An 18,265-nucleotide genomic window follows, 5' to 3' on the forward strand; every position below is an offset into this window, starting at 1 on the left:
AACCCGCTTGTTTGAGACGCCCCCTTTCTGGATGTACATTATCGGCTTTCCGCTGCTGCTGGGGCCGTTGGTGACCGTCCACGAACTTGGCCACTATCTTGTTGGTCGCTGGTTCGGTGTGCACGCGGAAGCGTTCTCCATTGGCTTTGGCAAGGAGCTGTTCGGCTGGACCGACCGGCGCGGCACGCGCTGGCGGGTCTCGGCGCTGCCGCTGGGGGGCTATGTCCAGTTCAAGGGCGACATGAACCCGGCAAGCGTGCCCGACGGGGAGGCCCGGATCGAAGAGGGCTCGTTCCAGACGGCGAATCTTTGGAAACGCGCGCTGATCGTGGCGGCGGGACCGGTGACAAATCTGTTGGTGGCGGTGGCCATCCTGGCCGGTTTTTTCGCCATCCTGGGCAAGCCGTCCTATTCCGAAGCGTCGACCACAGTGGCCGTGTTTGGCGAGGAATCGCCGGCGCGCGAGGCTGGTATCGAAATCGGCGACAAGATCGTGGCGATCGACGGAACGCCAACCCAGACCTTCGACCAGATTGTCGAGAACGTCGCGCTGTATCCGGACCAGAACCTGTCGGTCTCCGTGCTGCGGGGCGATCGGTCACTGACCTTCGATGTGCGCACACTTCGGGTCAATGACGATGACGGCTTTGGCAATAAGGGCGACAAGGGCATGATCGGCGTGGGGCCCGATCCGAACTCGCTCGACGTGATCTGGGAACCTGTTTCGCTGCTTGCGAGTGTTCCCATGGCCATCGACCGGTGCATCAAGATCACGCAGATGATGATCACCGGGATCAAGCAGGTGGTTATCGGTCAGCGCTCGATCAAAGAGCTCGGAGGCCCTGTCAAGATCGGCAAAGTGGCGGGTGAGCGCCTGAGCCTTGGCCCGGTTCCCTTCATTGAGCTGCTGGCGCTGATCTCGCTTAATTTGGCATTCATTAACTTCCTGCCAATCCCCGCGCTCGATGGCGGGCACCTTGCGTTCTACGCTGTCGAGGCGGTGCGGCGTAAGCCGGTTGGGCCGCAGGCAACCGAATGGGCGTACCGCACCGGCATCGCGCTGGTCTTGACTTTTATGGTGGTCGTCACGTTCAACGATGTGACATCTCTGCCACTGATCGGAGGCCTGTTTGGCAGTTAACCGGGGAAACGCGACGAACGGCCCGCCGCTTGGCCGTTTGGCCGCTTGATTGCGCCCCTCGCATCGGGCAGAGGCGAGGCTAGCTTAGTTTGGACGTGGGCCAAGGGGTCGGCCTGAAACGCCTGCTGATCGAGGCAGGCACTCAGGGAACGGTGTTCCCCTTAAGGGTCGGGGCAGGGCTCAGGCGACGCAAAAGACGGGTTGGACGGGAACTTTTACGGACATGGATCGAAGCAAGGAAGCGGGCGTGTTGCCCGCCACTTCTGCCGGAAGGCTCGCGATTGCCCTGACCTGCAGCTCGATGCTGGCAGGTGTGCCCTACGCCGCGCTTGCGCAGGATGAGCCGACGCTCGACGGGCAACCGGTCACGACGCCAACTCCGACGCCGACCCCGACCCCGGCGCCTACCCCCGCGACCCCGCCAGCGCAGACACCCGCACCAGCTCCACAGCCGACGCCTGCACCGGCCCCTGCCAGCAACGTCATCCGCACGATCAGCGTTTCGGGGGCCGAGCGCCTCGAGCCGACCACGATCTTGTCTTATATCCGCCTTCGCGTTGGTGATGAGTACACGTCGGCCGCGGCCGACCAGGCGCTCAAGGACCTTGGCGCGACCGAGCTGTTCAGCAATTCCTCGGTTCGCAACGAGAACGGGAATGTCATCATCACGGTGACTGAGAACCCGGTGATCAACCGCATCGTGCTGGAGGGTAATGAACGCCTTAAAGCCGACAAGATCCTGCCTGAGATCAAGCTCTCTCCGCGTCAGATCTTCACGCGTTCGAAAGTGCGCGCCGATGTCGCCCGGATAATCGAGCTCTATAAGCGCCAGGGCCGCTTCGCTGCGACGGTCGAGCCCAAGATGGTGCAATTGCCGCAGAACCGCGTGGACGTCGTGTTCGAGATCAGCGAAGGGCCCAAGTCCAAGGTTCGCCAGATCAACATCATCGGCAACGAAGAGTTCTCCGATGGTGAACTGCGCGGTCAAATGGTCACCAAGCAGGCGCGCTTCACACGCTTTTTCAGCTCCAACACCAGTTACGACCCGGATCGTCTGGCGTTTGACCAGCAAAAGCTGCGCCAGTTCTATCTGACCGAAGGCTACGCCGATTTCCGTGTCGTCTCGGCGGTCGCGGAACTCACACCGGATCAGCGCGACTTCATCATCACCTACGTGGTCGAAGAGGGTGAGCGCTACAAGTTCGGCGATGTCGATGTTGAAAGCCAGCTGCGCGACTTCGACAGCGACCGGATTGCCGCCGGGCTGTCGATGAAGTCCGGCGACTGGTACAACGCCAAGTCGGTGGAAGACACGGTGGAGCAGCTTTCCGAGCTCGCCGGTCGGTTCGGATACGCCTTTGCCGATGTCCAGCCGCGCTTTGATCGCAACAAAGACGATCTTGAAATGAATATCACGTTCGTTCTGCGTCAGGCGCCGCGCGTCTATGTCGAGCGGGTGGATGTCAACGGCAACACCCTGACCCAGGACAAGGTGATCCGCCGCGAATTCCGCTTGTCCGAAGGCGATGCGTTCAATTCCATCGGGGTGGCGCGGACCACCGCGCGGATCAATTCGCTCGGCTATTTTCAGGAGAACTTCGAGGTCAATCAGGTCGAAGGCTCGGCCCCGGACCGCATCATTCTGGAAGCGAACATCGAGGAGCAACCCACAGGAGAGCTTCAGTTTTCCGCCGGTTTTTCTTCGATCGAACAGTTCATCCTCGCCGCCTCGATCCGCCAGCGCAACTTCCGAGGACGCGGGCAGACGATCGGGCTTTCGGTCAATTATTCGCAGTTTTCGAACCAGGCCCGGGTGAGTTTCACCGAACCTTATGTTTTCGACCGCAACATCTCGGCCGGGTTCGACATCTACCGCACCGATTTGAACAGCGGCGGTTTTGTCGGCGATGACTTCATCACGACGTTCGAGCAGGTGACCACGGGCGCGCAGCTTCGCCTGGGCGTCCCGCTAACCGAATTCATGAACTTGGTGGGCAGTTACACCTTGAATTACGATCAGGTGTCTCTGGATGAGAGCCAGTTCTTCACCGATCTCGATGGCGATGGCGTCGCGACCTGTGATCCGCTTTTGGCCGGTCGCTTCCTGTGCGACGCCCTGGGCAACCGGTTGAGTTCGATCCTTGGCCTCAGCCTCAATTACAACTCGCTTAATTCCGCCTTCCGTCCCACACGCGGGGAGCAGATCTCGCTCAGCACCGAATTCGCCGGGCTTGGCGGGGACGTGCGCTACCTCCGCTTCCGCGGTCGCGCACGCAAGTTCTGGGGCCTTGGCAATAGCGGCTTCATCTTTTCGCTCTCGGCGGAAGGCGGAACGATCATCCCGCTGCAAGAGCGCGAGGGCGAAGGGGTGGACGATATCCTCCTGACCGACCGCTTCTTCCTTGGCGAACCGCAAATCCGCGGCTTCGACATTCGCGGCGTCGGCCCGCGCGTCCTGACGCAGTTCTATCAGCTGGATGCGAACAACAACGCGGTCCTCGATGCCGATGGCAACCCGGTACTGCTCACGGAGCGCAACCAGACCCGCGATGACGCTATTGGTGGCCGCAATTACTACCTTGGCCGTGCGGAGTTGGAGATTCCCCTCGGGAGCGGCGCGCGTGAGCTCGGCCTCAGGCCTTCGCTGTTCCTGGACGTCGGCTCGCTTTGGGGCGTAACCGAGCCCGTTCTTCAGGATAACCCCAATGGCATTCAAGCGACCGATGCAACCACAGGCGAGCCGCTCTTTTCCACCACGGTTGATGCCAACGGAAACACAATCGTAGACGAGAACAACGACGTGGTCCGTGTGCTCACCACTGCACCGGTGGACGTCAATGGCGATCCCAATCGCCGCGAAATCCTTGCGAACTCCAACATCCGCGAAACCTTCCTTGGCAATTCACCATCTCCGCGCATCACCGCCGGCATCGGGGTCAACTGGAACTCGCCGTTCGGCCCATTCCGGATCGATATCGCCCAAACCATTCGCAAGGTTGAAGGCGACGACGACAAACTTATTCAGTTCAACGTAGGAACCCAGTTCTAATGAAAACACTCACCAAACTGCTCGCTGCCACAGGCCTTGCGGCCACCGCGCTGGCGTCTGTTCCCGCCTCGGCTCAGGTCGATGGCAAGATTGCAACGGTCGACACCGCGCGTGCCATCATCGGCACCAACGCGCTGCGTTCCGCCTATGACCTCGTCACCACCACCTACAAGGCGCAGATCGATCAGCGCACCGCCAAGCAGCAGGAGGTGACCGAGCTGCTGAAACCGTTTGACACGGATGGGAATGCCCGGATCGATGACGCGGAGCTTCCCGCGCTTCAGCAGTCAGACAGTTTCGCGCAGTTTCAGCGGCTTGAGGCCGAAGTGCAGTCGCTCGGCAATCAGGTGACCAACGCCCGGATTTTTGCGGTTGAGCAGATCTTCGCGCAATACGCCCCGGCCCTGGAAGAAGTCGCCAACGGTCAGCAGGTTCAGATCGTCTTCCCGCTTGATGCGGTGCTGTTCCGCGTCGCGGACGCCGACATCACCACTCAGGTTACCGAAGCGCTCAACGTCCGCGTGCCCAGTGTTGGCGTTGTCCCACCCCAAGGCTACCGTCCCTCGCAGCAAGGCGCCGGCCTGTTTCAGGAGATCCAGCAACGCCTGCTCACCGCGCAGCTGATCCAGCAGCGCCAGCAGCAGCAAGAGCAGCAGGGCAACACCGAAGCGCCAGCGGGCCGCTAAGGCGAAAGGCTGGCCAAGAGGGCAGGGCATGGACAAGCGCGCGGCTCCATCCGAACCGATTGTGGACTATGACATTCACAAGGTGCTGAAAGCCCTGCCGCACCGCTACCCGCTGCTTCTCGTCGATCGCGTCAAGCGTCTTGACCCGATGGAGCGCATCCACGCGGTCAAGGCAGTCAGCATGAACGAGGAGTTCTTCCAGGGGCACTTTCCCGGGGCTCCCATCATGCCGGGCGTCTTGCAGATCGAAGCGCTGGCGCAGTCGGCGGGTATCCTGGGTATGGAATCGCTGGGGCTTACCGGCAGCGACAAGATCGTGCTGTTCATGGGGATCGAGAACGCCAAGTTCCGCGCGCCGGTCACGCCGGGTTGTCTGCTCGATCTCGAGGTGGAGCTTACGCAGTCGCGCCGCGCGGTTTACAAGTTCAGCGGCAAGGCGAGCGTGGAGGGCAAGGTGACGTGCCAGGCGGACTTCACCGCGATGATCGCCGATCCGCCGGAAAGCTAAGTCTATAACCCGATCGGGCAAATTTTCTTGCTTTTGGCGCGTTTCCGCACTAGGCGCGCCGCTTCCCAACAAACAGCTGGCGCGGTCGGTACCGGGCCGAGGCTATGAAGGATGAAGACCATGAAGGCCGAAGGGCACCCCGACTATCACATGATCACGGTCAAGATGACCGATGGCACCGAGTTTCAGACCCGCTCCACCTGGGGCAAGGAAGGCGACGTCCTCGCGCTGGATATCGATCCGACCAGCCACCCGGCGTGGACGGGTGGCAACCGCCAGGTCCAGGAAGGCGGCCGCGTGGCTGCGTTCAACAAGCGTTTTGGCGGCCTTTCGCTCAAGAAGTAAGCGTTTCTGGCAAAGACCGATTGAAGAGGGCGGTTCGGTTCGAGCCGCCCTTTTTCTTTGCGCTCCGCGCCGGTAAGGACCGGCCATGGGACCGTGGTTCTTTCTCGCTGGCGCTATCGCACTCGAAGTTCTGGGCACGTTCTTGCTCAAGCTTTCACAGGGTTTCGAGAAGCAGCCCTGGGGCGTCCTTTCGATTGCGTGCTATTCGGCCTGTTTCTGGTTTCTCGCGCCCGCCATGAAGGCGCTGCCTGTAGGGATTGTCTACGCGATCTGGTCCGGCGTCGGCATTGTTGCAGCCAGCCTGATCGGTGTCTTCGCGTTCGACGAGCGTCTGGGTGCTCTGCAATTCGTGTTTATCGCGATGATCCTTATCGGAGCTGTGGGTTTGCAGGTGACGGCAACCGCAGCCCGTGCCTGAGGGCGGCTCACCCCCACGGCCTTTCCCGATACCACTTGGTGATCACGTATTTGGTGCCTTTTCGCACCTTCATCCCGTGGTGGAGGGTGTTGGGGTTCTCGGCTCCATCGGGACGTCGATTGTTCCAGCACACCAGCTTGCCGGGCTCTGGCTGAAAGGTCTTGCGCAGCGCCTTGAAGCGGGTCGCGCCGCCAGCCTCCACCGCGTTCAAGTAGATCATGAAAGTCCACGTGCGCTGGCCCGAGACGGCGCAATATTCCTCCCAGTCGGGCCCGCCGGGTGTGAAGTAGTCGGTGTGCGCCTTGAACTCCTGCCCAACCGCGTAGCGTTGGCCCTGCAATGGCTCTCCATAAGCCGGATCAAGGCCCGACAGCGCCGTTAGTCTGCCTTCGAGCCGTTGCACGGCGGGCTCTTGCGCCTCCAGATCGCAGGTCTCCGAAGTCCGGAAATACTCATCGCCATTCTCATCCGCGACCGTGCTGGGTCGGCGGTCGCGATCGATCAGGGTAATCAGCGCGTCGCACAGATCAGGCTCGATGAAATCCCGGCACTGGAAGATCTCCGCCTTCGGGGTGGGAAGGCGTTGCACCCCGGCGCGCTGGGACAGGCGCTGCGCGCAAGAATCGGTAGCAATCTGCATGCGCCTGGTTTTAGTGGTCTCAGAATGCAAGACCAGATGGCAGCCCACGCTATCTCGCGCCACGTGAAAGATAATTACGTTTGCCGATTGATCGCACAGTTTTCGCTTCCCTTGAAAGGCGCTTTGTGCAACACGCTCGCGCCCGCTCTTGGCGGTCTTGACCCTCCGTTAGCCATGCGCAATGCCCCTGGCTGCGCGCACGTGATGGTCATGAGGCCGACAGCGTTGAGCGGGGCATATGGCGATCGTAGCTCAGTTGGTTAGAGCGCCGGTTTGTGGTACCGGAGGTCGGGGGTTCGAGACCCCTCGATCGCCCCATTTCTCCCGCTTATTGAGGTCACTCACGCTGTTGTTGCGTCCTGCGCGCGCGCCAAATGTAGGGTGAAAATCGCGTATGACCGCTTTCTGGACCGAACCGGATTTTGATGATCACGAGCTTGTGCAGGTGGTACGCGAGCGCCAATCGGGTCTGACGGCGATCATTGCGGTCCATTCAAGCCATCTGGGACCCGGCGCGGGCGGCACCCGTTTCTGGCATTACCCCAATCCCAAGGACGGCCTTCGCGACGCGCTGCGATTGTCGCGCGGAATGAGCTACAAGAACGCGATGGCGGGGCTCCCGATGGGCGGGGGCAAGGCAGTTATCCTGGCCGACAAGGCGCGCGCAAAAACGCCCGAAATGCTCGCAGCCTTTGGCGATACAGTCGAGAAGCTCGGTGGCCAGTACGTCACGGCGGAAGATGTCGGCATGAGCGAGGCGGATATGGTCGCGCTCTCTCAGCGCACCGCGCACGTATCGGGTCTTCCTGTGAGCGGTGAAAACGCGGCCGGAGGCGATCCCGGGCCGTTCACCTCCTACGGCATCTATCTCGGTATTCTCGCAGCCATCCGGTACAAATTGGGCAAAGACAGCGCCCGGGGCGTTCACGTGGCGGTTCAAGGGGTCGGCAGCGTTGGCGGCGGCGTTGCGCGCCTGCTGGCCAGGGACGGCGCGAAGCTGACGCTGGCGGATATCGACGAGGGCGCCGCGCAAAAGCTCGCGCACGACCTCGGCGCAACAGTCGTTGCCGCTGACGCGATCATGACGACGCCGTGCGATGTGCTCAGCCCCAACGCGCTGGGCGCGATCCTTGATGAGCACAGCATCGCCGCGCTCGACACCGCGATCGTCGCGGGCGGGGCCAACAACCAGTTGGCGCGCGCGCATCACGGCGAACCTCTGTTTGCGCGCGATATCCTTTACGCGCCTGATTACGTTATCAACGCCGGAGGCATCATTTCGGTCGCCAGCGAGTATCTCGCTCGCCGTGAGGGCCGCGTGGGATCGGTCGAAGAGGTCAAGGAGCGCATCCGTCAGATCCCGGGCCGGCTCGAAGAAATCTGGCAGGAAAGCGCCTCGACCAGGACTTCGCCGGATATTGTCGCCGACCGAATGGCGCAGAAACTCATCGGGCGTGGCTGAGATATTGCCGGGCCGCTTGCCTGTTCGTGGGGCTGTCTTGCGCATTTTGCGCTCGTGCACAGGGTTGCGAGTGGGCGGTTAGGCACTAAAATGGTGCCCGGGATTTGAATATCTGTGCACATCTATGCCAACCCGAAGCGCTTCTTATCGCTCGCCTCCTGGCTCACCCCGTTGCTGTTTTTCAGCGGGCTCGTCCTCGCGGGCGGCGTAATTGTTTACGGGCTCGCGCCGGAACTGCCCGCGTGGCTGGTTGCGCTTGGCCTTCAGCCCGTGCCACCCGACCGGCTGATGGGCGAGACGGTGCGCATCCTCTTCATCCACGTGCCCGCCGCCTGGCTTGGTATGGGCGGCTGGACGGGCATCGCCCTTTCTTCAGCCGCGCTGCTTATCTGGAAGCACCCGTTGGCCGCGCTGTCGGCACGCGCGATTGCGGTGCCGGGGCTGATCTTCACGATCGCGTGTCTTGTTACCGGATCGATCTGGGGGCGGCCGACATGGGGCACCTGGTGGGTTTGGGACGGGCGGCTGACCAGCATGCTGGTCCTGATGTTTCTCTACATCGGATATCTCGCGCTCGCCCAAGCGACCGCGCGCGAAGGCGCCTCGCCGACGATTGCGGCGATCTTTGGCCTGGTGGGCGCGATCAATATCCCGATCATCAATCGCAGTGTGGTGTGGTGGAATTCGCTGCACCAGCCGCCCAGCATCACCGCGGGCAAAAGCGCGATTGATCCGACATTTCTGGTTCCGCTGATGGTCGCTGTGCTCGGCTTCTCCTTGCTGTTCGGCGCTATCGTGCTGATGCGAATGCGCGCGCTGATCGCCGAGCAACAGGTGGAAGCGCGCCTGCGTCGCCGCGCGCTCGAAGACGAGCCGATCCCGGCTGCCGGCGGCGCGATGGAGCCCGCCTGATGCTGCGCGAAAGCCTGCCGCAATGGGATTATGTCCTCGCTGCCTATGCGGTGATGGTGCTCGCCATGGCCGCGATGATCGCCTGGAGCTGGCTCGCTATGCGGCGCGCGGAGAAGCGACGCGACGCGGTGAAGCGCCGATGACGCAGGCCAGCGCCCCGATGAAAGCAAAGCACCAGCGCATGACGCTCGTCGTCCTTGCGTTGCTGGCCATTGTTGCGGCTGGTCTGATCGCCGTCTGGGCCCTGCGGAACCAGGCGAACTACTTTTATCTGCCCGAGGAGATGGCCGCGACCCCGCCGCAAGTCGGACAGCCGGTGCGGCTCGGCGGGATGGTGCAGGCCGGCTCGCTAGAGACGCTGGCCGATGGCGTCACCGTCAGCTTTGTGGTCACCGGAAACGAGGCAAGCGCCATTCCCGTGCGTTACAGCGGCATTCTGCCCGATCTGTTCGTCGAAGGCTCCGGCGTGGTGGCGGAAGGCAGCCTGCAACAGGACGGCACCTTCCTGGCAACCAATTTGCTGGCCAAACACGATGAGAACTACGTGCCCAAGGAACTTGAAGGTCTGGATGGGCACAAGGCCGAGCAGAAGGTGGCCGAGACCACGCTTGGTCTGTGAGCGAGGACGCGCGCTGAATGCTTGTTGAGATCGGACACGCCGCCCTCTGGCTCGCCGCGGCGCTGGCGATTTTGCAGATGGTCTCCGGCGCGCTCGCGCTGCGCGATGCACCCGGTGAGCCTTCGCCTTACGCGCTCTACGCGCGGCCAGCGGCCGTCGTGCAGGCGCTTCTGGCCGCTGTCGCCTTTGCAACGCTGCTGCACGCTTTCGCGGTAACAGACCTCTCGGTGAAACTGGTTGCGACCAATTCGCACTCGATGAAACCGTTCCTCTACAAGCTGACCGGCACGTGGGGGAACCACGAGGGATCGATGCTGCTCTGGGTCACTGTGCTCGCGCTTTCGGGCGGTCTTCTCGCCTTTGCCGAGCGTCGCCTGCCCGAGCGCACCATGTCCGCCACGCTTGCGGTGCAGGGATTTGTGGCCCTTGGCTTTTACACATTCCTGTTGCTCAGTTCGAACCCTTTCGAGCGGTTGCCGGGGCCAGTCGCGGAAGGAATCGGGCTCAACCCGCTCCTGCAGGATATCGGCCTCGCTGTGCATCCGCCGACGCTCTATGTCGGCTATGTCGGCCTATCGGTCGCCTTCAGCCTTGCTATGGGCGCGCTGATCACCCGCGAAGTGAACCCCAATTTCGCCAAGGTCATGCGCCCCTGGGTGCTTGGCGCCTGGGTGTTCCTGACCTTCGGCATAACCGCGGGATCCTATTGGGCCTATTACGAGCTGGGCTGGGGCGGCTGGTGGTTCTGGGACCCGGTCGAGAACGCCTCGCTCATGCCCTGGTTGGCGGCAACGGCCTTGCTCCACTCGGTCAGCGTGCTGGCCGCGCGCGACGCGCTGCGCACCTGGACTATCATGCTCGGCGTGGTTGCTTTCTCGATGAGCATGCTGGGCACCTTCCTTGTGCGTTCAGGGGTACTCACCAGCGTTCACGCCTTCGCGGTCGATCCGGAGCGCGGAACTCTGCTCCTGGTGCTGCTTGGCCTATATATCGGGGGAAGCCTCGCCATTTTTGCCCTGCGCGCGAGTTCCATTGCGGAAGGCAAGCGCTTCACCGCGACCAGCCGCGAGGGCGCGCTTGTGGTCAATAACGTCATGCTTTGCGCAATCCTGGCGATCGTTTTGCTGGGCACGCTCTACCCGCTGCTAACCGAAGCGTTCGATGTGCGCGTCTCGGTCGGTCCGCCCTATTTCAATCCGGCCAGCGCCATATTTGCGATCCCCATGTTCATGGTGATGGCGGTGGGGCCGCTGCTGCGATGGAAAGACGATAGCCCGGCGCGCATTGGTCCCGAACTCGCCCTGCTGGGGGCTATCGCCCTTGTCGCTGTCGCGCTCGTCGCGTTTCTTGGCGATTATCCGGTGCTGCCGACCCTTGGCCTCGCGCTCGCCGCTGCGCTGGCGGTGGCAGCGCTATTGCCGTTGAAGGGACGTCGTTTGACGCGCGTACCGACCGCGACGTGGGGCATGGTGATGGCGCATTTTGGCGTTGCGGTCGCGTTGTTCGGCATGGCCAGCGAAAGCGCTTTCACGCAAGAGCGCCTCGCCGCCATTGCTCCGGGTGAGATCGAAGAAATCAGCGGCTGGACCGTGCAGCTCGAAAGCGTGGACCCGGTGTCCGGCCCCAACTGGACAGCCATGGAGGCGCGCCTTTCTGTCAGTCGGGATGGAGGCGAGCCCGTCATCCTGAGGCCGCAGGCGCGCAATTTCTGGTCGCCCGCTCAAGCCACCAGCGAAAGTTCTTTGCTCACCCGCTGGGATGGCCAGCTTTACGCTGTTATTGGCGATGCAGCCGGAGTTGGCGCGGACGGCAAGCTGCGCTGGCAGCTGCGCGTCTGGTGGAAACCCTTCGTCACGTTCATCTGGTATGGGGGGCTTCTGATCGCCTTTGGCGGCGTCCTGGCCATTGTCGGCCGGGTTCAGGTCGATCTCAGGCGGCGAAAAGCTGTGCGCGTGGGAGCCGAACGCCGCGATGAGAAAGCCGCGCTCGCTGGCTCGCGACCGGCGGCTCCGGAGCCGGCGGAATGAGCGGCGCGCAGGCGACATCACCGCGCAATCCGCTCAACCGGGTCTGGGTCTGGGTGCCGCTCATCCTGTTCATCGGCTTTGGCGCGCTGGCGGGCTTCATGCTGACCCAGCCCAAGGACGACCTCGTGGTAAGCCAGATGGTCGGCAAACCGCTTCCCGCTTTCGATCTTCGCCCCGCAACGCAAGGGCTGCCGGGCGCAAGCGCCGACGACTTTCGGGACGGTAAACCCAGGCTGCTCAACATCTGGGCGAGCTGGTGCTTGCCCTGCATCGCCGAGGCGCCCCAACTCGAAGCCCTTAAGGCCAGCGGTGTCGAGATTGTAGGCATCGCCATTCGCGACCGGCCCGAGGACGTCGCGACGTTTCTTGAACGCCATGGCAACCCGTATAGCCGCATCGGCGCGGATGATCGGTCCGAGGTTCAGCTTGAGCTTGGCTCGTCGGGCGTGCCCGAGACCTTTGTGATCGACGGGCAGGGTATCATCCGTCACCAGCATATCGGCGACATCCGGGAGAGCGATGTGCCAACGCTGCTTGAAAAGGTGAGGGAGGCCCAATGAGCTTGCCGCGTACCCTAGCTCTCTTTCTGTTGTTGATCGCAGCGCCACTGTCGGCCCAAGACGCGGTGCCGCCCGCGCCCTACGCTTACACGCAGCTGGAAGACCCGGCGCAAGAGGCGAAAGCCACCGCCTTGATGCAGACGCTGCGCTGCCTCAAATGCCAGTCGCAGAGCATTGCCGACAGCGACGCGCCGATGGCCGGCGACATGCGCCACCAGGTCCGCTCGCGCATCGCGGCGGGGCAGGAACCCGCCGAAATCCGCGCCTGGCTGGTGGATCGGTATGGCGATTATGTCAGCTATCAGCCTGAAGTGAGCGCCACCACCTGGCCGCTCTTTGCCATCCCGGCGCTTTTTTTCGCCATAGCCTTGCTCGTGCTTGCGCGGCGGCTGGGGCGCGAACGCTCGGACGACACGAAAGCGGGAGACGCTGTGTGATCGGCTGGATCGCGGTCTTGGCGGTGGCCATTGCAGCCTTCGGGTTTGCCGCTCTTGCGCTGCGTCTTCCGCGCGAAGGTTGGGCGGTGTTCGGCGCGATCCTTCTGTTTGGTCTTTCCGGCTACGCCTGGCAGGGCTCCCCTACGCAGCCAAGCCGTCCCAAAGCCAAAGTGGCCGAAACCCCGCAATCGGGCGAAGCGATGGTCGAGGCGCGGCGCGCGCTGTTCGACCCCGTTCGGCGCAAGCCCGATTACCTCACTCTTTCGGACGGCTACGCCCGGCGAGGGCGCTTCGATGAGGCGGCCAAGGCGCTGCGTTCGGGCCTGAACACGAACCCTGCTCATCTCGAAGGCTGGCTCGCGCTCGGCATGGCTCTGGTGGGCCACGCGGACGGCAACGTCACGCCCGCCGCCAGTTACGCCTACGCCCAGGCGCGCCAGCTCAACCCGGCCAACCCGGCGGCGGACTATTTCCTGGGCTTCTCCTACCTTCAGACCGGTCAGATCCGCGCCGCGCGCGAAGTTTGGGCAAGTCTCCTCGACCGCTCGCCCGCAGACGCGCCCTGGCGTCCGGAGCTCGAAGCCCGCATTGCGCGCATGGACGAGATGATCGCCAACGCGCCGATGCTTCAGTAGCGATACGGTGCACGCCTTGAGACCCATGTTGCAGCCGCGAAGGCGCGGTGCTAGGGGCGCACACTTCGCGTTCGGGAACACGCGCAGCAGGGCAGTACCAGTTAGGAGGCTTCAAAGGGGCCTCAGGTCGGGAAATCCAATCTGAATGAGCGACACGACATCCTCCCACACGCCGGTATCGCATCCCGACAAGAGCGGGCACGGCCACGGCGCGTCCAAGGCCGCTTTGGCCGTGGGGGCGATCGGGATCGTCTTTGGCGATATCGGGACCAGTCCGCTCTACGCCTTTCGCGAGACCTTTGTCGGGCCGCACCCGCTCGCGCTTGACGCACCGCATGTGCTGGGTGTGATCAGCCTTATCTTCTGGTCGATGACGCTGGTTGTGGCGATCCAGTATGTCACCATCCTGATGCGCGCGGACAATAAGGGGCAGGGGGGCAGCCTTGCGCTCGTCGCGCTGATCTCGCGCAGCATCTCGAAATCGAAATACGGCTGGATCGCGGTGCTGCTGGGCGTATTTGCGACCAGCCTGTTCTACGGCGATTCCATGATCACCCCTGCCATTTCGGTGCTGTCCGCGGTCGAAGGCCTCACCGTCGTTGATCAGGGGCTCCAGCGCTACGTCATCCCGATTGCGCTGGTCCTCCTCATCTTCCTGTTCCTGCTTCAGCGGCGCGGGACCGCCAAGGTCGGCGCGCTGTTTGCGCCGGTCATGATCGTCTATTTCACGGTCATCGCCGGGCTGGGCCTGTACCAGATTGTCAACACGCCCGAGATCCTGTGGGCGCTCAACCCCTATCACGCGGTGAATTTCTTCGTGCTGGATGGCTGGCTGGCTTTCCTTGCGCTCGGCAGCGTTGTCCTTGCGGTTACCGGGTCCGAGGCGCTCTATTCGGATATGGGGCATTTCGGGCGCGGGCCGATGCGGCTTTCCTGGTTCGGCTTTGTGATGCCATGCCTGCTGCTCAACTACTTTGGGCAAGGCGCGATGATCATCAGCCTGCCGCCAGAGCAAGCCGCGCAAGCGATCCAATCGCCCTTCTTCTTCCTCGCAAACGAGGAATACCGCCTGCCGCTCGTCCTGCTGGCCACGGTCGCGACGTTTATCGCCAGCCAGGCGGTGATTTCGGGCGCGTTTTCGATCACGCATCAGGCGATCCAGATGGGCTACATTCCGCGGCTCTCGATCCGCCACACCAGCGAGACCGAAGGCGGGCAGATCTATATTCCCGTTGTCAATTGGGCGCTGATGGTGGCGGTGATCATTCTGGTCCTCACCTTCCAGAACTCCTCCAATCTCGCGAGCGCCTATGGCATCGCCGTTACCGGCGCGGTCACTATCGACACGCTGTTAATGGGCGTGCTGTTCGTGGGCGTTTGGAAGTGGAAGTGGTGGTACGCGGCCCCTGTTGTCCTGATCTTCCTCATCGTCGATGGGGCTTACTTTGCCGCGAACCTCACCAAGGTTCCGCAAGGGGGCTGGTTCCCGCTGCTGATCGGTTTCATCGCCTTCCTGCTGCTCACCACCTGGGCGCGCGGGCGCAAGCTGATGCGCGAGCGGATGAGCGAGCACGCTTTGCCGATGGAGATCTTTGCCAAGAGCGCCAAGAATTCGGCCACCCGCGTGCCGGGCACGGCGATCTTCATGGCGAGCCAGTCTTCGGGCGTTCCTTCCGCGCTGCTCCACAACATCAAGCACAACAAGGTGCTGCATGAGCGTGTCGTGATCCTGACCGTCGATATTCAGGACGTGCCCTATGTCGATGCTTCCGAGCGCTGCGAATATGTCGATATGGGCGATGGCTTCTTCCGCGCGGTGCTGCATTACGGATTCATGGAAGAGACCGATGTGCCAACGGGGCTCAAGAACATGGGCCTGTATTGCGGCGGCGAGTTCGAGATGATGCACACCAGCTTCTTCCTCAGCCGCCAGACGCTCTTGGCGAGCGAAAAGCCCGGAATGCCGATATGGCGCGAGAAGATTTTCGCCTGGATGCTGAGGAATTCGGCGAGCGCGATGGATTTCTTCAAACTGCCCACCAACCGCGTGGTGGAGCTGGGCAGCCAGGTCGAGATTTAGGGAGCGCCTTCGGGAAACTGCGCGTTATCAATGAACGCGAAGAACTGCTCATAGATGCCTTCGACTTCTTGAGGCTTCGCTTCCATTTTTTCGATCGCTTCGGCGTATTTGATCCGTATTCTAGCGACGTGCTCGGGCTGTCCTTGCTCTTGCGCTTCGGCAATCGCTTTTGTGGACTGGTCTTTCACCTTTGTGATCGCTGCGGCCCAATCGTCCAGAAATTGCGCCTTCTCCTTTGCGAGCATCTGCCGCAATTCGCGGCGGATATCAGCTTCGGGAATGATGGTCAGGGTCACATTCATCTCCTTGGACAGCGCGTGTTAATTGGCTAATACACTAAGAGCGTACAAATCTGGAGTCTCAGCCCAAATGCCCACAACCGTCGATTTCAAGCGCTGCGTCAAAGACTACGCCAAGCTGGAAGGCGAAGCGACCATTAGCGTCGGCACCACCGGGTTTGCGGGCGATGGGGATCGATTGTTCCTCAACTTCGATGACGCCAACGGTTCTCGGGGCATCCTCTTCAGCCACGAAGACGCCGAAGCCTTCTTGAAGGCGGCAATGGCCGCCTCTCTGCGGCTGGGATACGATACGGCGGGCGACAGCTAGGCGGGTTGGCCCACCACCAACCGCAGCGGCCCATCGAAGAATGGTTCCGTGCGCCATTGGCCGTACTTCTTGTCCCACGCGCCGCTTTCAAGATCGGCGGACAGCGCGCGGACAAAGCGCTTCACCGCCGCGTCAGGCACCAGGCTCCAGCTTGAGCAGGCGAGCCGCGCGTTGGCGTCGAGAAACATCTCGGGCCGACCGTAATAGGCCTCGTTAAACCCATCGCGGCATTCGAGCGGGATGGGCACGGGTTCGACGGTGACGTCGCCGCCTAGCCCTTCGATCAGCCGCTCGATAGCCGGAAAGCGCCGCGCTTCGTTTGTCCGAACTTCGGGGATGTAGTCGCTGAGCCAGTACTCGTGCATGCGCGCGGGATCGCACACCAGCAGAACCACCGGCCCGCGCGTGACGCGGCGCATTTCGGCAAGGCCCTGTTCGAGGTTCGACCATTGGTGAACCGTGACGCTCGCCATCGAAGCGTCGAACGCGTTCTCATCAAAGGGCAAGTCCTCGGCAACCGCATCAATCGCCTGGGACAGGTGCGCTGGACGCTGCGCGCGCATCGAGGCGGAGGGTTCGACCGCCGTCACTTCGCGGTCCGTAGGCTCATACGACCCCGCACCAGCCCCGACATTGAGCACGGTTTGCGCGCTGCCCAGAGCCCGATGGATTTGCGCTTCTATGGTCGGATCGGGTCGCCGATAGTCGCTGTATGTCCCGCCGATCTCGCCATAATCGACATCGCCCGCGCTGCCATCCCTGCGGCGCTTAGCGCTCATTTCGGCCCGATCACCGTGATCTCGGTCTGGCGCCCGTCGAGATAGCGTACCGTCTCTCCATCGAAGAACGCGTCTTCCTCGGTGCGAAAGTCGACGCGCTGGCCGCCCCATTCGGGCACGGGCGCGTAGCTGGTAAGCTCGATGGCCCAGGCGGTGTTTGCGCGCACCAGGTCTTGCCCGCGCGGGTCGGGCTCCTGATTGTCCCAGAAGCCGATCGATGGCCCCGCGCCGTGCCCATGAACACCGAGCGGGTGGGTGTAGATCGACGGGTCGAGACCCTCTGCAATCGCCTGTTCGCGCGATTTGGCGAGGATCGCGTTGCCCGACAGGCCCACCTCGAAATTGGCAGTAAGAATGTCCTGCACCCGGTTCGAATTCGCAAGTCCCGCCTGAAGCCCGGCGGGCACCTCGGTCTCGCCCGGCTTTAACACGTAGGCCAGATGCTGGGTGTCCGTGTTGAGGCGCAGATAGGTGATGCCGAAATCGGTCCAGACCAGATCGCCCGGCATGATCACCGTGTCACCGTCCAGGATGCCCTCGGCGCCCTCGCGCTGCACGCCCAGGCTGGGGTGAAACCATGGTTCGAGACCGAGCGCCTTGAGGCGCTCGCGATACCACCACTGGACATCCGCGCAGGTGGTCTTGCCCGGTGTTATCACACGGTTCGAGAGCGCCTGTGCGATAATCGAGTGGGCGATCGCGACGAGGCTCGGATAGCGCTCCAGCTCCAACGGCGTGCGCGTTTCCAGCCAGCGGGTGCTGAGCGTTTCGCCCGATACGATCCGCTCGCGAAAAGCGGGAGCGAGCGCGCTCATCATCGCATCGTACTGGCTCTTCGTCATGCCATCGGCAAAACGCGTTGCGTCCGAGACGTTGATTGCGATTTTCGCCGGATCGCGCGCGGCGATCAAGTCGGCGACCGCTTGCCACTGGTCGGGCTCCGATGCCGGGTCCCACGCGGGCTGAAACAGACCGGCAAGGCCATAGCGGCTCACCGTAAGCCGCTCGATAGGCCGGCCTTCGCCAGGATCGTGAAGGATCAGAATGGTCCGCCGCCGCGCGCTCATGCTCTTTGCATCGAGCATGGAGGCGGTGACAGGGTCTTCGAAATATTCACGGCTCATCAAGAGCCAAAGGTCAACGCCTTCCTCGCGCATGATCTGCGGAAGCAGCGTGTCGAGCCGCTCGGCAAGGATGCGATCGATAACCTCGGCGCGTTCGCGAAGGGGAAGGGGCTCGATCTCGATCAGGCCATAGTCCTGCCACGGCGGCTGAGTATCACTCTGGGCAAAGGCGGCGGGCCCGCTTGAAAGAATCAGTGCGACCAGCGCGGCGGTAAGTCCCAGTCTTTGCTGCAT

The 18,265-nt window shown here is 62.5% G+C and carries 20 protein-coding genes and 1 tRNA gene; 17 read left to right on the forward strand and 4 right to left on the reverse strand.

Annotation, left to right across the window (positions count from 1 at the left end):
• Positions 1–7 precede the first annotated feature (7 nt).
• The 6 genes from rseP (at position 8) to QNI87_RS01595 (ending at position 6,147) form a co-directional block, all read left to right on the forward strand.
• Entirely contained in the window at positions 8–1,141 is a 1,134-nt protein-coding gene (rseP, locus tag QNI87_RS01570; RefSeq protein WP_300593034.1) for an RIP metalloprotease RseP, read from the forward strand.
• A 223-nt stretch (positions 1,142–1,364) separates the two neighbouring features.
• Positions 1,365–4,190: an outer membrane protein assembly factor BamA gene (gene bamA / locus QNI87_RS01575; protein ID WP_300593037.1), complete on the forward strand. Its 2,826-nt coding sequence runs from the start codon at positions 1,365–1,367 to the stop codon at positions 4,188–4,190.
• Positions 4,190–4,876, forward strand: coding sequence for an OmpH family outer membrane protein (locus tag QNI87_RS01580; RefSeq protein WP_300593039.1), 687 nt, complete (start codon positions 4,190–4,192; stop codon positions 4,874–4,876). The genes bamA and QNI87_RS01580 overlap by 1 nt, the downstream gene beginning before the upstream one ends.
• 28 nt (positions 4,877–4,904) lie before the next feature.
• Positions 4,905–5,384 carry a 3-hydroxyacyl-ACP dehydratase FabZ gene (gene fabZ / locus QNI87_RS01585; protein ID WP_300593042.1) on the forward strand — a complete coding sequence of 160 codons (480 nt, stop codon included), beginning with the start codon at positions 4,905–4,907 and terminating at the stop codon, positions 5,382–5,384.
• Between the two features lie 120 nt (positions 5,385–5,504).
• The gene (gene rpmE / locus QNI87_RS01590; RefSeq protein ID WP_300595279.1) at positions 5,505–5,729 is read left to right on the forward strand and encodes a 50S ribosomal protein L31; all 225 of its coding nucleotides are present in this window, start codon (positions 5,505–5,507) and stop codon (positions 5,727–5,729) included.
• Positions 5,730–5,814: 85 nt separating this feature from the next.
• Positions 5,815–6,147: a multidrug efflux SMR transporter gene (locus QNI87_RS01595; RefSeq protein ID WP_300593045.1), complete on the forward strand. Its 333-nt coding sequence runs from the start codon at positions 5,815–5,817 to the stop codon at positions 6,145–6,147.
• Positions 6,148–6,154: 7 nt separating this feature from the next.
• Here the strand turns inward: QNI87_RS01595 and QNI87_RS01600 are convergent, their stop codons facing one another.
• Entirely contained in the window at positions 6,155–6,787 is a 633-nt protein-coding gene (locus tag QNI87_RS01600) for a 2OG-Fe(II) oxygenase (protein WP_300593047.1), read from the reverse strand.
• Between the two features lie 241 nt (positions 6,788–7,028).
• On the opposite strand from QNI87_RS01600, the gene QNI87_RS01605 reads away from it, so the two are divergent.
• The 10 genes from QNI87_RS01605 (at position 7,029) to QNI87_RS01650 (ending at position 15,519) form a co-directional block, all read left to right on the forward strand.
• Positions 7,029–7,105: transfer RNA gene (locus QNI87_RS01605), tRNA-His, on the forward strand.
• 76 nt (positions 7,106–7,181) lie between these two features.
• Positions 7,182–8,249, forward strand: a complete 1,068-nt coding sequence (locus QNI87_RS01610; RefSeq protein ID WP_300593052.1) for a Glu/Leu/Phe/Val dehydrogenase dimerization domain-containing protein — start codon at positions 7,182–7,184, stop codon at positions 8,247–8,249.
• Between the two features lie 114 nt (positions 8,250–8,363).
• Positions 8,364–9,161 (forward strand): heme ABC transporter permease CcmC, encoded by a 798-nt coding sequence (gene ccmC / locus QNI87_RS01615; RefSeq protein WP_300593055.1) that lies wholly within the window; start codon positions 8,364–8,366, stop codon positions 9,159–9,161.
• Positions 9,161–9,304, forward strand: coding sequence for a heme exporter protein CcmD (ccmD, locus tag QNI87_RS01620; RefSeq protein WP_366146158.1), 144 nt, complete (start codon positions 9,161–9,163; stop codon positions 9,302–9,304). Before ccmC ends, ccmD begins: the two co-directional genes overlap by 1 nt.
• Complete coding sequence (ccmE, locus tag QNI87_RS01625) at positions 9,301–9,780, forward strand: cytochrome c maturation protein CcmE (protein ID WP_300593058.1); 480 nt, start codon at positions 9,301–9,303, stop codon at positions 9,778–9,780. Before ccmD ends, ccmE begins: the two co-directional genes overlap by 4 nt.
• Before the next feature lie 17 nt (positions 9,781–9,797).
• Positions 9,798–11,807, forward strand: coding sequence for a heme lyase CcmF/NrfE family subunit (locus tag QNI87_RS01630; protein WP_300593061.1), 2,010 nt, complete (start codon positions 9,798–9,800; stop codon positions 11,805–11,807).
• A complete protein-coding gene (locus QNI87_RS01635; RefSeq protein WP_300593064.1) occupies positions 11,804–12,367 on the forward strand; it encodes a DsbE family thiol:disulfide interchange protein in 564 nt (187 codons plus the stop codon). Before QNI87_RS01630 ends, QNI87_RS01635 begins: the two co-directional genes overlap by 4 nt.
• Positions 12,364–12,804: a cytochrome c-type biogenesis protein gene (locus tag QNI87_RS01640; RefSeq protein WP_300593067.1), complete on the forward strand. Its 441-nt coding sequence runs from the start codon at positions 12,364–12,366 to the stop codon at positions 12,802–12,804. The genes QNI87_RS01635 and QNI87_RS01640 overlap by 4 nt, the downstream gene beginning before the upstream one ends.
• Complete coding sequence (locus tag QNI87_RS01645; protein ID WP_300593069.1) at positions 12,801–13,439, forward strand: tetratricopeptide repeat protein; 639 nt, start codon at positions 12,801–12,803, stop codon at positions 13,437–13,439. The genes QNI87_RS01640 and QNI87_RS01645 overlap by 4 nt, the downstream gene beginning before the upstream one ends.
• 145 nt (positions 13,440–13,584) lie before the next feature.
• Complete coding sequence (locus QNI87_RS01650; RefSeq protein ID WP_300593072.1) at positions 13,585–15,519, forward strand: potassium transporter Kup; 1,935 nt, start codon at positions 13,585–13,587, stop codon at positions 15,517–15,519.
• Here QNI87_RS01650 and QNI87_RS01655 read toward each other — a convergent pair.
• The gene (locus QNI87_RS01655; RefSeq protein ID WP_300593075.1) at positions 15,516–15,815 is read right to left on the reverse strand and encodes a hypothetical protein; all 300 of its coding nucleotides are present in this window, start codon (positions 15,813–15,815) and stop codon (positions 15,516–15,518) included. The genes QNI87_RS01650 and QNI87_RS01655 overlap by 4 nt on opposite strands.
• Positions 15,816–15,888: 73 nt before the next feature.
• On the opposite strand from QNI87_RS01655, the gene QNI87_RS01660 reads away from it, so the two are divergent.
• A complete protein-coding gene (locus QNI87_RS01660) occupies positions 15,889–16,128 on the forward strand; it encodes a hypothetical protein (RefSeq protein WP_300593078.1) in 240 nt (79 codons plus the stop codon).
• Here QNI87_RS01660 and QNI87_RS01665 read toward each other — a convergent pair.
• Together QNI87_RS01665 and QNI87_RS01670 are read right to left on the reverse strand one after the other, a co-directional pair.
• Complete coding sequence (locus QNI87_RS01665; RefSeq protein ID WP_300593081.1) at positions 16,125–16,907, reverse strand: class I SAM-dependent methyltransferase; 783 nt, start codon at positions 16,905–16,907, stop codon at positions 16,125–16,127. The two genes, QNI87_RS01660 and QNI87_RS01665, sit on opposite strands and share 4 nt — an antisense overlap.
• Complete coding sequence (locus QNI87_RS01670) at positions 16,904–18,265, reverse strand: M24 family metallopeptidase (protein WP_300593084.1); 1,362 nt, start codon at positions 18,263–18,265, stop codon at positions 16,904–16,906. Before QNI87_RS01670 ends, QNI87_RS01665 begins: the two co-directional genes overlap by 4 nt.

Source organism: Erythrobacter sp. (assembly GCF_030066995.1).
Lineage (GTDB): Bacteria > Pseudomonadota > Alphaproteobacteria > Sphingomonadales > Sphingomonadaceae > Erythrobacter.